Origin of the sequence: Alteromonas sp. KUL150 (assembly GCF_009811475.1) — a bacterium.
GTDB lineage: Bacteria > Pseudomonadota > Gammaproteobacteria > Enterobacterales > Alteromonadaceae > Alteromonas > Alteromonas gracilis.
Genome location: NZ_BLIJ01000072.1, coordinates 68,456 through 80,380, shown reverse-complemented (window position 1 = coordinate 80,380; position 11,925 = coordinate 68,456). Strand labels below are relative to the sequence as shown.

Here is an 11,925-nt window from a genome sequence, read left to right as displayed (position 1 = left end):
TCTTGGGTTGCCTGCAAAAGGCATAAGTCTTTTCGGTGTTTTGCCTACCTTGGCTGCGTTAATTCGGTATTTAATACTGGTATGGTCTGATGTTTCAGGCGTTTTGGCTATCTTTGCTCGTACTGGGTTTAAATCAACATAAGCCATACAGGCGGCGACAGCTGACTCATCCAATAGCGCTTGAGATTTAAACCGTCCTTCCCAAAAATGCCCTGTACAGTTATCCTCTTTATTAGCGGCCCTGGCAATGTATTCATTCAGTGCACGCATAAACCAGCTGATATCAAACAGCCTTTTACGCCATACTTCAGCCGTTATCTCCACAGTTTTAATTTGAATTTCATGTAAGTCTTTGCATGAATCTGGTGATATGTAGCGCTTCGAGAGTAATGTGCCTTTGTACAGTTTGTGCCAACGTTTAATCACGTCCTCTGTACTTAGTGCGTCTGCTTTCTCTTTGTTTACGTGTAATACCAGGTGCGTATGATTACTCATTACCGCATAAGCACATACATCAATGGCGAACACCTCACTTAGAACATGAATACGGTCTTCTACCCATTGGCGACGATGTTCAAAGCTTCTACCGTTTTCCTCGCCACATAAAAAGGCACGACGAACACAGCGGGAAACACAATGGTAAAAGGGCGTATCCGATAAACTAATTTGAGACTTTCGGGCTTTAGGCATTGCGGCTGTCTTACTCTGATTAACTCGTATATCAGTTTGAATGGAGAGTTAGATTTGAGAAAGTGTACAAGGGGACAGTTTTGATTTTTTCTAAGTTATGCCTGTCATGTTAAGTTTTTACAAGGGGACAGTTTTGATTTTTTCTAAGTTATGCCTGTCATGTTAAGTTTTTTCAGTGAGTTTAATAAGGTGTCTCTATATTTTGCAACTTTCGGGCTTTAGGCATAACAGTTGACTGGCTCTGATTGATTTGCCTCCTTGAAAATTAATCAATAGACCGCATCAATGTCTTTATGTTTATTTCAAGGAAGAAGAAATGTCTCAGTCAAATAGTGTGTTTAAAGAAAAATCTTTAATTGCAGTCCTAGCCTTATGTGTTTTCTCTTTTGGGCTTTATGTCATTTTTCGCTTGTGGCAATTAACTAATATACTGAATTCAAAAACGGAAAATCCTATCTCAAAGGTTTTCACAACAATCACAATTTCTATTCATTTAGTTTCTCTTCTTGGACTCATCTACTACTTTCTTTTCCCCGCCCCAGCGACACTACTGCTCACTGCTAAACTTCTTCATCTACTGTCTACCATTTTTCATATTATATGGATTATCAAAGTGAGAAATAGGATAAACAGAATAAATAACGTTTCAAAAGGCAATACGCTGTGGCTAGATCCTATTCTCAGCAGTTTCTTTCATGTCATTTACTTTCAACACAAGATAAACCAATCTATAGCTTCTGAAACTGAGGCGAAAATCGCGATATAACTAGCACACTAAGTCAATCGCTTTGCTCTCTGGAACAAAAAGTAGGGTGTTATGTGACTTTGTAATGTTTAAGCCTATGAGGTTTTAAAAAAGTGAATAATCCAGACGAAGTTTTTCATCATCTCAAAGATATACTGACTCCATATTCCAATGGCATGGTCAGTGGTTACTGACAATCCCGATAATTTTTATTTGAACACGCATCACGTTATGAAAAACAAGAAGCCAATGTATTTTGGCTCAGTCAAGATCAATAAGAATTATGTCAGCTTTCATCTGATGCCCGTTTATGTATTTCCAGAATTATTAGAAAGTATATCCCCAGAGCTTCAAAAACGAATGCAAGGCAAATCGTGCTTTAATTTTAAAGCAACAGATGCCAGACTCTTTCAAGAGCTTAAGGAATTGACTAGGGCAGGGTATGGAAAGTACCAAAAAGCAGGTTATTTGTAGTATCGGCCGGCGCTTAACGCGTGAGCCATTAAATGCCGCAACATCACTGCCATTCAGCTTAGCGTTTGGCATTTAAAAAGGAGAGTTTAAATGAAAGCTATTTATCGAATTCTTATTGCGCTAGTTCTTCTAGCAGCCGCTATCGCATCTTACAGCAAAGGAATTCAGTCAGGTGTGTTTTTGTTCATCATATTGGGCCTTGTTCTTGAAGGCGCCTTTTGGTTTGGCTTGTTTCCAATCAAAAGGCGAAAAGAGACTTAACCTGTCGGCGCTCGATATTTGCAAGGTTTAGTTTCTGTGTTAACCCAAGTTTGTATGTTGTTTTTTTCGCTACACAACATGTGACTTCAGCAGGGCGGAAACAGTTGTTCCTTGCTCCTGCATTGTTAAGTTTTACTAACTGATATTTCCCCATTGTTTAGGCGTTGATAAAAGGAATTAGATGAAAAATTGGGAAGATTTAACCTTCGTTCAGAAGGCTCTAATTGGCACCTGCATAGTAGCAGTCGCAGCGTTTGCTCCCGAAATTGCGTTACTTTTACAGTTTGGCGGCATTGAAGTAGCGTTCACGTTTTTGCTTGTCGCCTTTCAACCTTTTTCGGCTTGGCTCCAGCGCACCTACGTGCAATTGAAAAACATTATAAGTATCGCAGCCATTTCTATTAGGCATAGTAATTCTGCTAAACCCAGTGTCTTTGCGTTACAGGCTTCATTTTGTTGTCTGGCTTTAGCATTAACAGGTTCAGGTGTATTTGCATTTAGCTTTTTCATGCCTGGTATGCTGTTAAATGGGGTAATGGTGTAAACACAAAATAAACTCAATCACTTCTTTCGGGTTATAGCCGCGCACGTGAACCCCAAAATCTGCTTTATGGAGCAAGAATGCGTAATCTTTTATTTCTCGCCTTACTCTTATTCCTTGGGTGTGCAGGCTCCCCTCAAGTTAAGATAAATGAGATAGATTTAATTGATAAATATACTGTTCGTTTCATTGGCAACACGTCAAAAGAAAATGCAAAGTTACTTGAAAGTATATTAACCAAACACCCCAAGGAAATTGACACGTTAATTGTAACTAGTTCAGGAGGTGAAGTTTTCGGGGGAATGCATATTGGGTATTTAGTGCATAAGTTTGATTTGAAGGTTGTTATAGAACGCTATTGCACGTCTTCCTGTGCAAATTACATTGTTACGGCAAGTAATGATGTTGTCGTATCTGAAGGTGCGTTTCTCGGGTGGCATGGAGGTTCGACACAACCGATGTACACTCCTTTTGAAGAGGAAATATCTTGGTTTTCGCGAATACAAAGATTTTTCAGACAGGCTGATTATAATGAAGATATGGACACTTATTTGCTCAGATGGCAAGAGAGAGAATTAGAGTTCTTTGAGACAGTTGGTGTAAACCAAGCTGTCACGATTTTGGGTATGATGCCAGGGTTGAATGAGGAAAGGGATTCTATGCTCTTTTCTTACGACAAAGAAACCCTTCAATATCTTGGGCTTAATATTAAATTTGAGAATGAGGAGCAAGTGGAGCTTTCACCAGACGGAACTAAAGTTGTTCAAGTATTTAATATTACGCATGACAAGCTGGAGGTCCTTTTGAAGCGCCATAATAAGAAAATAACTAGGGGCACGTAGCAGCTAGCTATGTATCAGTTTATTTCGCATTCGGGTCAATCATTACTTAGTCTGTTTTTTAGTTATTATACGCTAGGAGTTTAAATGGAACTTAATCAGGTAACTTTGCCAGTAAAAGATATGAATATTGCAGCTAACTTTTATCTAAAGCTCGGCTTTACTCAAATTGTTGATACTCCTCATTACGCAAGGTTTTCTTGCCCAGACGGGAACTCTACTTTCTCCTTATCACTCGAATCTGGTGAGTTTGAAAATAATTCTGTGATTTACTTCGAGCATGAAAAGCTTGATGAACTGTGTGCTGAGTTAACTAAGAAAGGTGTTCAGTTTGAACAGCAACCGACAGAGCAACGGTACTTATGGAAAGAAGCAATACTAAAAGATCCATCTGGTAACAAAATCAAACTTTACTGGGCAGGTGAGAACCGCTTAAATCCTCCTTGGAAAGTAGAGAAGCGTTTATAGCATATTGCTGCATAAGCCAGAAAAATCCTTTTGCTAACGACTTCATTCAAGCTTCGGCTTGGACGAAGATGGTGAAGATATGCTTTCGCTTCTTAGGCTATAGTGTTTACCAGTTTAGAAATGTTCATTTAGGCCTCTCTGATACTGAAACATGTACACTCCGTTACGTCGTTGCCGAGTGTAGCTCGTGTATCACTGAGTCTTTGCGGCATTGTGCTCCCTTGTGTTAAAAAATAAAGTATAAGGCAATATGAAATTTTCACTATTTGATGAATCGAAATCTCTTGAGGTTATCGAACTTTTCAGGAAAGTATTCTCTGAATCTGAGGGGCAAGCAGAAGGTCAAGTTATTGCAGATTTCGTTACCAACCTTATCGCTACTACTGCATCACAAGATTTAATAGGGTGCACTGCAGAAATAAACCAGACTGTTGTCGGATGTATATTTTTCAGTCGTCTAACGGTACCAAGTGGGCAGAACGCTTTCATTTTGTCGCCGGTCGCCGTCTCATCAGATATGCAAAGGACTGGTATAGGCCAGAATCTAATTAATTATGGCCTATATCATTTAAGGTCCTTAAACGTAAGTTTGGCTTTTACCTATGGCGACCCAAGTTATTATTCTAACACTGGTTTCGAGCAAATTAGTGAACATATTGTGAAAGCGCCTTGCCCATTGAGTCAGCCTATTGGTTGGCTTGCTCAATCGCTAGAAGGGCAGGTAATTGAGCCTATGGCCGGTCCTACTAAATGTGTCGAAGCATTAAATGAGCCCGGTCTTTGGTAACATTAACTATGAAAAGCAAACTCTCACTTGCGCAATATGTAAAGAAACGGAATGGCGTACCATTGGGCGCGAGTGATTCCATGAAAAACATGCTTTTACGCTCTTTTGGTGCATCTTCTTTTCCGGTTTTTTGGCGATATTGGAATCCTATCTGGGGTTACTATTTATCACGCAATGTTATGCGCCCAATTGCGAATCTCTTGCCCATTTCTTTAGCTACTTTTATTACATTTCTAGTTAGCGGAGCTCTTCACGATATCGCCGTATCAATCATTAAGTGGAAAACCATTTTTTTCTTTACGCCGTGGTTTGGGTTAATGGGATTAACAGTTATTTTTTCTAAATGGGCAGGGGTATCATACGGTCTTGTTAGTTGGCCTGTTCGCGCACTAATTAATGCATCGTTTATTTTAATTTCGCTAGGTATAACGTACTTTTTGGAAACCCTGTATGCTTGATAACATACGACTAATCAGACATGGAAAGTGATATGTGGTTTAAAGACGTAGAATTAGAATCTGAAAATATAACGCTTACTCCCTTAACCATGGAACACGGAATGTAAGTTACTTTTGCTCACTCACGCCTTTGAAACGCTCGAAGCAATTGCTGTAGAGTTTAGAACAAGCTGGCATAACCAAGCTTCACGTACCGCTATTGCTCGATTAGGAGCAAAGCAAGACGGCGTGCTTAGGAACCATCAGAAAATGGCTAATGGTGGCTATAGAGATACGGTCGTGTTTTCCATTATTAATTCAGAATGGCTCGCTGTTAAAGAGAACTTAACTTTTAAACTCTCAAAAAGTAGCTAACAAAGCACGTTATTTTAAATAGATAACAAGCTCAGTGTGGAAGATATAAAAAGGAACTCACATGCCAATTAAAAAATGGATTTTGCAATACAGTCTTGCTTTTCCCATGCTGTTTACTTTGTTTTCAGGCGTTCAATATATTAAAGGTCAAACCGTTTCTTACTCTGTAACATTTGGACTAACCTGGGCTTTTATTTCTATAGCCATATTTGCCACTCGTCGTGCATACAATTTTAAAAAGAACATCAACTGCCAGTTGTGTAACGACTTAGACCAAAGAGACGCGCAGCGAAAATAGGGCTTCTTGTTGTGAATGGGTGATTCACGAGATAAGCGTTAAAAAAAGCGTATACTTTTCGTCGATTTTTTGTTCTGCAAGTTTAAAAGGATTTAGGTTTATATATGAACAGTAGAATTGCTTTGTTAGCGTTTAATACTCTCGGTGGTGCCATATTTTCATTCACTGCCTTCATAGCTGGGAGCGGGTCCACGTCATCTCTTAATTTATTATATTGGGGCATATTGCCCGGTTTGCCTTTTGTAGTACTTGCTGTTTTAGGGGCCTTTAACAAAAAACTGAGCCAGCGAAGCCTTCTCTTTATGACTTTAGCTGCATTGTTAGTGACATCTGCTAGTTACGGGCAGGTTTTTGTGTTTGTTGGTGGTGGCGCGAATATTGGTGCTGGCCTTATGATATTATACAGCCCAATCGCATATATAGCCGCTATATCAATTGGGTGGGCAATCGGCGAACTTTTTCATTTTAATCATGGTAAGTAGTGAACCTTGCGCTCGTTCATTTGGAATTTGAAAGCAATGTGGTAAGTACCTTTTAAGGAAAAGCAGTGGAGCCAATTAACAAGTTCTGCCCTCGATCTGGCAAACCAGTAAAGCCTGATTCGCTAACCGATTATCGTGGCTATACGGTAGGCTTTTGTAATCCTGGGTGTAGCAGCGATTTTGCTAAAAACTTCCAAGCAAGCCCGAACGATACTCAGTACTTTGATGTGCTAATAAAAGAAAAGTTTGGGAAGTGAAATATCAGGATTTTTTTAACGCGTACTAACAGGCATGAATGTAAATAATAACTCCGAAACCAGCGTACGTTAGAGTATCTAGAGTAAGCAAATACGTCATTTGAAAAGCTCATCAATGCGACATTAGATCAAAAAAGGAAGTCGTAAGATTTCCAATTAATAAGGAAATAAGTGAGTAAAAAATGAAAATATTCATATTGGCGTTTGTGTGTTTTTTTATAAGTAGTGCGTTTGCTCAAAGTATTTTAAATGAAAGTGCATTTACTCAAAGGTATGCGAACGCAGTTATCACCAAAACTGAGGTTGTAAGCGCCGATATAAAAGGTCGTCTAGAGATTGAAATGACTTATAGTGATGGAGGAACGTCTACCGCTTATCTCAATAACGCTTACATGAATTACCTTTCTGACCCTGAAGAGCTCGACGTAATTATTGAGTCGTATATTAGTGCGTTAACGAAAAACAGTAGTGACGTAAAGGCCAATATGGAGAAAACTCATATCGTCCCCGTTATTAAAGATAAAGGTTATATTAACCATATAACGGAATTAATGAGCAAAAATAATGAGGGTGAGTTTCCTTTCTTTTATGAAAAGTTAAATGACGTTCTTTATATTCTTTATGCCATTGATACGCCTTCTTCTATTAAGTTCATGCCAAAAGACGATATTGCTAACTTAGGTGTAGAGCAAAAAGACCTTAGAGACCTTTCATTGTCAAATTTGATGAATACTGTTGAGTCACTACAAATTAAAGGTGACCCTTCTACCATCTCGATGGTTGTGGCCGATGGTACTTACGAAGCGTCTTTTTTAATTTATGACGCGCTATGGTCAAAAGAAAACTTTCCTGTGAAAGGCGATATAGTAGTTTATGTGCCCTCTAGAGACGTTGTAATTGTAACGGGCTCAGAGGATGTGGATAGTTTAGAGACGGTGAGAGAGATCGTGCATAACCCAGATAATCACTGGCCACATCCCGTGTCTAACATTGGGTTTATTCGCAAAGAAGGTAAATGGGTTAAGTTTTACGAGTAGCAGGCTAACGGCGATAGAATAAGCAGTGTTTCTTGACACCTTTTGCTGACGAATTAAGGAAAACACCGTGGCTAAAATTTTAATATTTGGTAATTCCGGTTCTGGTAAATCTACGTTGGCGAGACATTTGCGTGAAACACGCGGTCTATCACATTTAGAACTCGATACCCTCGCATGGAAACCCACTAGCCCGCCTGAAAGGAAGCCGATCAAAGAATCTGCACAAGAGATACAGGCGTTTACCGGCTCTAATAAAACTTGGGTTATTGAAGGGTGTTACACAGACTTATTACAACTTGTCGAAGCGCAGTCTACTGAGATTATATTTATGAATTTACCTGTAAAGTTGTGTATAGCTAATGCGAAATCAAGACCTTGGGAACCCCATAAGTACAAGACCAAACAAGCCCAAGATGATAATTTACCAATGTTGATAGATTGGATAGGGCAATATACGGAAAGAGACGATACGTTTTCTTATTCTGCGCACCAGCAATTTTATGAAAGCTATAGTGGTCATAAAAAAATGGTTACCCAAAATGAAAAAAGCTGATAGTTCGGCTTAGCTAACATTTAAGAACAAGTAAAGCTTTTGCTTAAATCTCTTAATTAATAATAGCCACAATTCTTCGCACAAAAAACATTGCCAAAGGAAGGCCCTCATGAAATCTATATTGTTATTTTTATTTTTATTTTTATTTCCTTCTTCTTTTTGCTTTTCTGATGAGTTACCCAGTGAATTTAAAAATGATTTGATCTACCTAACACCAAAGCTTACTGATGGTACAACCATTACTTTTTTTACGGATACAGGTGGCGGGTGGAATGCGATTTCTAAAGAACTAAGTGATAAATACCATTGGCATACGCAGACAAAAGAAGCCGAAGATGGGCCTATCGAGGTTACTGCTATGCCTCAGTTTAATAAATCTGTTTCGATACCAGGTGCAGGTCTAAATAATTGGTGGGAAGGCAAGTTGCAAGTTGTGCCAAAAGGGGATATTAGCCGGAATGGAATGAGCGACGGGACCTTAGGTGGGCGCTGGCATGCTGAAAAGATTATTGAATTCGATTACCACAATAAAAGCATTTCTGTACTAAATGAAGCACCTCTATCAGACACGATAATCACCATACCATTAGGGTTTCAGAAAAATGAAGAAGGGCACTACACGTTAGCATTCCCTAGTATTGATATTTCAGTGGATGGAAAATTAATTCCCATGCTTCTAGATACAGGTGCGTCAGCATGGCCTTCAAGTGAAGCAGCAACAGTGGCAGGTTTACCAGAAGTACAAAGTGGAACGTCCTTTATAGCTGCTTCTATATTTGATGAATGGACGAAAGCCCACTCCGATTGGTTAGTGATTGAAAACGGATGCCGAGTTTCAAACCAAGATATGATTCGCGTTCCGGCTATAACCGTTGGCAAATCGACGATAGGGCCTGTGTGGTTCACGCGCAGACCCGACCCTAATTTTCATCAATTTATGTCTTCGATGATGGACAGGCGGATTGATGGGGCACTAGGTGGGTCTGCATTGAAGTATTTGCACATTGTTGTCGACTATCCTAACGAGCAAGCATATATTCATAGTGCTATATGAGAGCAAATATAGCTTTGACATCTCAAGTCGCTGTAAATAGGCTCAAAAAATTCACAGATGACGAAGGTTTTTCGTTTAAGGCGAAACGTGGTACTTTCAAACATAAGGCGATACACAATATTAAAGGATATCTATGAAAAGTTGGACTTCTCTTCTCTTAATTTGCTTTCTAGTTACTGGTTGTGCTTCTACAAGTAAGAAATCAGCGGATCTTGGTAAAGGCTTATTAATTATGTCTACAGATACCAGCTATATCGTTGCTGGTACACAGATTGATAAAGCCAACGGCGAGGCATTGATGTCCGCCCTCGATAATACCGGGCGTAAGAAGCTAATAGTGATTGAAAAAGATATAGAGTATCTTTTAACGCTGCGAGAACAGTTTAAAACAAAGGGGTATTCACTTTTCTACATAGACAGCGAACGCCGAGTTAAAGCCGTTTCTTTATAGGCGAAATTTATAATACGGATATCACGTAGCAGTCATGAGCCCACTTCTCACTCCCGTTTTCCTTCACATCGTTTGGTGTGCCGTGCTTTATGCTTTGTTAACCGTAGCTCGCGCACCCGTTGTATGGGGAGTAGGTCGAAGCATAAACGGCTCGAACCCTTTTCACACTATTCAGCCTAAAATCAGCGCAAACTTAAGCAACCAATTTGAATGGCCAATGTTCTTTTATACCGCTTGCGTATTGCTAATCGCAATGGATGAGCCGATAGCCAGTGTGCAAATCTACTTGGCATGGACATTTGTGATTGGCAGAGTGCTACACAGCATTGTTCAGATATTTACCGACAATATCAGATTGCGCGGTGTGGTATTTACTATCAATTTTATTGCGGTTTTGGCAATGTGGACTTTGATTTTTATTCGTAATTTTAGCTGGTAGTTCAAGGTCAAAGCAACCTGATTATCGAGCAAAGGACGTTATCAGCGCCATGGTTAAAAGGCGACCGCTAATAAAAAATAAAATTAAAAGGTATTAAAGTTATGGAAGACGTATTGGAGCCGCTGAGCCGCTTTATACTTCGAATAATAAAGTGGATACTGGTAGAATTTATCGTCGAATTGGTTTTAAAAGGTATAGGCCATGTGGTGCTTAAACTCCTAACCTTCGGCAAATATCCAAGAGCGGGAAAAGATGAAGGACGGACTTTCGCGGTTGGTTTTATTAGCGTAGTCGCTGTTTTCGTCGGCTTAGTAATGATTGCTTGATTTTAAAAAAGGATATCTTAATGAACATGGAAAAGTGGGCAAAAACGCGCGAAAAAGGCAAGCAACGCTTCGTTTTAATTAACGGGGTTTTAGGGTGGGGTGTCACCACAGCCATCCTTTGGGCCGCGTTAATGGAGTATATCGAGCCATCAGAGAATATTTGGGTACGGCCAATCATCGCATTAATTATCTTTCCCATTGCAGGCGTCGCTTTTGGCCACTTAATGTGGAAAAAATCTGAAAAAGCGTACGACAAAGAGATAAGAAAAGCTCTGTAACTTTTCTAGGCTGGCTTTTTAGCCATAACCGCGTAAAGTAAAAGTTCTAAGTATTACAAGCTATTTCAGAGAATTACATGGAAGTATCGAAAGCAAGTATTCAAAAAGCTGTGGCCAACAACATTATCTCTGAACAGCAGGGCGTTGACCTTTATAATTTTTTTCAGGCAGAAAGCCAACATACTCCTGCATTTACCTTTACCCATATTCTTTATTATTTAGGTGGTCTAATCGCGATAGGCGCTATGACCTTATTTATGAATTTGGGGTGGGAGCAGTTTGGCGGCTTAGGAATCGTCTTTATATCGCTGCTTTATGCCGGTGTAGGCCTAAAGCTTGCGAATTCGTTAGCACATAAGAATCTAGTCATTCCGGCAGGTATTTGCGCTACCTTTGTGGTGTGTTTAACGCCGCTTGCTATCTACGGCTTTCAACAGTGGCTTGGCCTGTGGCCCGATGACGATACGGTCTACCGTCAGTTCCATACGCGTATTAAATGGCTGTGGTTGTACATGGAACTAGGTACATTGATGACTGGCTTAATCATAGCATGGCGTTATAAGTTCCCGTTTTTAATTATGCCTATTGCTGTAACGCTTTGGTACATCAGCATGGATGTCGTCATGCTTATCATTGACCAAGACGATATATGGAATTCTCATACGTGGGAATTTCGCGCAAAAGTATCTATGTACTTCGGCATACTCATGACCTTATTGGCTTTTTGGGTCGATATACGTTCAAGGCACACTGCTGATTACGCATTTTGGTTGTATTTATTTGGCGTTATTGCGTTTTGGGGCGGGCTTTCAAGCCAGCACTCAGACAGTGAACTTTCAAAGTTTTTATATTTTTGTATAAACCTCGCCATGGTGGGGCTAGGTGCATTGCTGGTTCGAAAAGTCTTTGTGATATTCGGTGCGTTAGGATCTTGCTTTTATCTTGGGCACTTAGCATCCAACGTGTTTAAGGACAGTTGGCTTTTTCCCATTGCGTTAACGGCAATTGGTTTGGGTGTAGTGTATGCAGGCATATGGTGGCAAAAGAATGAAATTAAGATTACGCGCAAAGCACGTCATGTTTTGCCAAAGCCGCTACAGGAACTGCTAGATAAAAAACTTGGGTAACGAAGA

The 11,925-nt window shown here is 39.8% G+C and carries 20 protein-coding genes and 1 pseudogene; 20 read left to right on the top strand and 1 reads right to left on the bottom strand.

Annotation, left to right across the window (positions count from 1 at the left end; all coding sequences use genetic code 11):
- On the bottom strand, nucleotides 1-690 hold a 690-nt coding region (locus GVO62_RS17645), incomplete at its 3' end, for a transposase (RefSeq protein ID WP_159120368.1).
- A gap of 316 nt (nucleotides 691-1,006) precedes the next feature.
- On the opposite strand from GVO62_RS17645, the gene GVO62_RS17640 reads away from it, so the two are divergent.
- From GVO62_RS17640 to GVO62_RS17550, 20 genes and pseudogenes are all read left to right on the top strand, one after another.
- Nucleotides 1,007-1,456 carry a hypothetical protein gene (locus GVO62_RS17640; RefSeq protein ID WP_159120367.1) on the top strand — a complete coding sequence of 150 codons (450 nt, stop codon included), beginning with the start codon at nucleotides 1,007-1,009 and terminating at the stop codon, nucleotides 1,454-1,456.
- 162 nt (nucleotides 1,457-1,618) lie between these two features.
- Nucleotides 1,619-1,909, top strand: a complete 291-nt coding sequence (locus tag GVO62_RS17635; protein WP_236547225.1) for a hypothetical protein — start codon at nucleotides 1,619-1,621, stop codon at nucleotides 1,907-1,909.
- A 90-nt stretch (nucleotides 1,910-1,999) separates the two neighbouring features.
- Nucleotides 2,000-2,170 (top strand): hypothetical protein, encoded by a 171-nt coding sequence (locus tag GVO62_RS19385; RefSeq protein WP_167390646.1) that lies wholly within the window; start codon nucleotides 2,000-2,002, stop codon nucleotides 2,168-2,170.
- A gap of 181 nt (nucleotides 2,171-2,351) precedes the next feature.
- Nucleotides 2,352-2,714 (top strand): hypothetical protein, encoded by a 363-nt coding sequence (locus tag GVO62_RS17630; RefSeq protein WP_159120366.1) that lies wholly within the window; start codon nucleotides 2,352-2,354, stop codon nucleotides 2,712-2,714.
- A gap of 77 nt (nucleotides 2,715-2,791) precedes the next feature.
- Complete coding sequence (locus GVO62_RS17625) at nucleotides 2,792-3,553, top strand: hypothetical protein (RefSeq protein ID WP_159120365.1); 762 nt, start codon at nucleotides 2,792-2,794, stop codon at nucleotides 3,551-3,553.
- Nucleotides 3,554-3,637: 84 nt separating this feature from the next.
- The gene (locus GVO62_RS17620; protein ID WP_159120364.1) at nucleotides 3,638-4,018 is read left to right on the top strand and encodes a VOC family protein; all 381 of its coding nucleotides are present in this window, start codon (nucleotides 3,638-3,640) and stop codon (nucleotides 4,016-4,018) included.
- 250 nt (nucleotides 4,019-4,268) lie between these two features.
- Nucleotides 4,269-4,805: a GNAT family N-acetyltransferase gene (locus tag GVO62_RS17615; RefSeq protein ID WP_159120363.1), complete on the top strand. Its 537-nt coding sequence runs from the start codon at nucleotides 4,269-4,271 to the stop codon at nucleotides 4,803-4,805.
- A gap of 8 nt (nucleotides 4,806-4,813) precedes the next feature.
- The gene (locus GVO62_RS17610; protein ID WP_159120362.1) at nucleotides 4,814-5,263 is read left to right on the top strand and encodes an MBOAT family O-acyltransferase; all 450 of its coding nucleotides are present in this window, start codon (nucleotides 4,814-4,816) and stop codon (nucleotides 5,261-5,263) included.
- Between the two features lie 93 nt (nucleotides 5,264-5,356).
- Nucleotides 5,357-5,617, top strand: a pseudogene (locus GVO62_RS17605) (GNAT family N-acetyltransferase); the annotation flags it as partial.
- Between the two features lie 61 nt (nucleotides 5,618-5,678).
- On the top strand, nucleotides 5,679-5,915 hold the full coding sequence (locus tag GVO62_RS17600) for a hypothetical protein (RefSeq protein ID WP_159120361.1): 237 nt from the start codon (nucleotides 5,679-5,681) through the stop codon (nucleotides 5,913-5,915).
- Nucleotides 5,916-6,019: 104 nt separating this feature from the next.
- Nucleotides 6,020-6,397 (top strand): hypothetical protein, encoded by a 378-nt coding sequence (locus tag GVO62_RS17595; RefSeq protein ID WP_159120360.1) that lies wholly within the window; start codon nucleotides 6,020-6,022, stop codon nucleotides 6,395-6,397.
- A 65-nt stretch (nucleotides 6,398-6,462) separates the two neighbouring features.
- On the top strand, nucleotides 6,463-6,654 hold the full coding sequence (locus GVO62_RS17590; protein WP_071951487.1) for a YHS domain-containing protein: 192 nt from the start codon (nucleotides 6,463-6,465) through the stop codon (nucleotides 6,652-6,654).
- Nucleotides 6,655-6,836: 182 nt separating this feature from the next.
- On the top strand, nucleotides 6,837-7,691 hold the full coding sequence (locus tag GVO62_RS17585) for a DUF1444 family protein (protein WP_159120359.1): 855 nt from the start codon (nucleotides 6,837-6,839) through the stop codon (nucleotides 7,689-7,691).
- A 67-nt stretch (nucleotides 7,692-7,758) separates the two neighbouring features.
- On the top strand, nucleotides 7,759-8,244 hold the full coding sequence (locus GVO62_RS17580; protein WP_159120358.1) for a shikimate kinase: 486 nt from the start codon (nucleotides 7,759-7,761) through the stop codon (nucleotides 8,242-8,244).
- 109 nt (nucleotides 8,245-8,353) lie between these two features.
- Nucleotides 8,354-9,298 (top strand): hypothetical protein, encoded by a 945-nt coding sequence (locus GVO62_RS17575; protein WP_159120357.1) that lies wholly within the window; start codon nucleotides 8,354-8,356, stop codon nucleotides 9,296-9,298.
- 133 nt (nucleotides 9,299-9,431) lie between these two features.
- Nucleotides 9,432-9,749 (top strand): hypothetical protein, encoded by a 318-nt coding sequence (locus tag GVO62_RS17570; RefSeq protein WP_159120356.1) that lies wholly within the window; start codon nucleotides 9,432-9,434, stop codon nucleotides 9,747-9,749.
- A 34-nt stretch (nucleotides 9,750-9,783) separates the two neighbouring features.
- Nucleotides 9,784-10,188, top strand: a complete 405-nt coding sequence (locus tag GVO62_RS17565; RefSeq protein WP_159120355.1) for an MAPEG family protein — start codon at nucleotides 9,784-9,786, stop codon at nucleotides 10,186-10,188.
- A 101-nt stretch (nucleotides 10,189-10,289) separates the two neighbouring features.
- A complete protein-coding gene (locus tag GVO62_RS17560; protein ID WP_159120354.1) occupies nucleotides 10,290-10,514 on the top strand; it encodes a hypothetical protein in 225 nt (74 codons plus the stop codon).
- A gap of 20 nt (nucleotides 10,515-10,534) precedes the next feature.
- The gene (locus tag GVO62_RS17555) at nucleotides 10,535-10,792 is read left to right on the top strand and encodes a hypothetical protein (RefSeq protein WP_159120353.1); all 258 of its coding nucleotides are present in this window, start codon (nucleotides 10,535-10,537) and stop codon (nucleotides 10,790-10,792) included.
- A gap of 77 nt (nucleotides 10,793-10,869) precedes the next feature.
- Nucleotides 10,870-11,919, top strand: coding sequence for a DUF2157 domain-containing protein (locus GVO62_RS17550; RefSeq protein WP_159120352.1), 1,050 nt, complete (start codon nucleotides 10,870-10,872; stop codon nucleotides 11,917-11,919).
- Nucleotides 11,920-11,925: the final 6 nt, after the last annotated feature.

Bases quoted from the DNA above. Each gene is read 5' to 3' on its own strand.
- GVO62_RS17555 (WP_159120353.1), top strand. From the start codon at position 10,535: ATGAACATGGAAAAGTGGGCAAAAACGCGCGAAAAAGGCAAGCAACGC.
- GVO62_RS17630 (WP_159120366.1), top strand. From the start codon at position 2,352: ATGAAAAATTGGGAAGATTTAACCTTCGTTCAGAAGGCTCTAATTGGC.
- GVO62_RS17615 (WP_159120363.1), top strand. From the start codon at position 4,269: ATGAAATTTTCACTATTTGATGAATCGAAATCTCTTGAGGTTATCGAA.
- GVO62_RS17565 (WP_159120355.1), top strand. From the start codon at position 9,784: ATGAGCCCACTTCTCACTCCCGTTTTCCTTCACATCGTTTGGTGTGCC.
- GVO62_RS19385 (WP_167390646.1), top strand. From the start codon at position 2,000: ATGAAAGCTATTTATCGAATTCTTATTGCGCTAGTTCTTCTAGCAGCC.
- GVO62_RS17550 (WP_159120352.1), top strand. From the start codon at position 10,870: ATGGAAGTATCGAAAGCAAGTATTCAAAAAGCTGTGGCCAACAACATT.
- GVO62_RS17625 (WP_159120365.1), top strand. From the start codon at position 2,792: ATGCGTAATCTTTTATTTCTCGCCTTACTCTTATTCCTTGGGTGTGCA.
- GVO62_RS17620 (WP_159120364.1), top strand. From the start codon at position 3,638: ATGGAACTTAATCAGGTAACTTTGCCAGTAAAAGATATGAATATTGCA.
- GVO62_RS17640 (WP_159120367.1), top strand. From the start codon at position 1,007: ATGTCTCAGTCAAATAGTGTGTTTAAAGAAAAATCTTTAATTGCAGTC.
- GVO62_RS17575 (WP_159120357.1), top strand. From the start codon at position 8,354: ATGAAATCTATATTGTTATTTTTATTTTTATTTTTATTTCCTTCTTCT.
- GVO62_RS17600 (WP_159120361.1), top strand. From the start codon at position 5,679: ATGCCAATTAAAAAATGGATTTTGCAATACAGTCTTGCTTTTCCCATG.
- GVO62_RS17560 (WP_159120354.1), top strand. From the start codon at position 10,290: ATGGAAGACGTATTGGAGCCGCTGAGCCGCTTTATACTTCGAATAATA.
- GVO62_RS17570 (WP_159120356.1), top strand. From the start codon at position 9,432: ATGAAAAGTTGGACTTCTCTTCTCTTAATTTGCTTTCTAGTTACTGGT.
- GVO62_RS17610 (WP_159120362.1), top strand. From the start codon at position 4,814: ATGAAAAGCAAACTCTCACTTGCGCAATATGTAAAGAAACGGAATGGC.
- GVO62_RS17595 (WP_159120360.1), top strand. From the start codon at position 6,020: ATGAACAGTAGAATTGCTTTGTTAGCGTTTAATACTCTCGGTGGTGCC.
- GVO62_RS17585 (WP_159120359.1), top strand. From the start codon at position 6,837: ATGAAAATATTCATATTGGCGTTTGTGTGTTTTTTTATAAGTAGTGCG.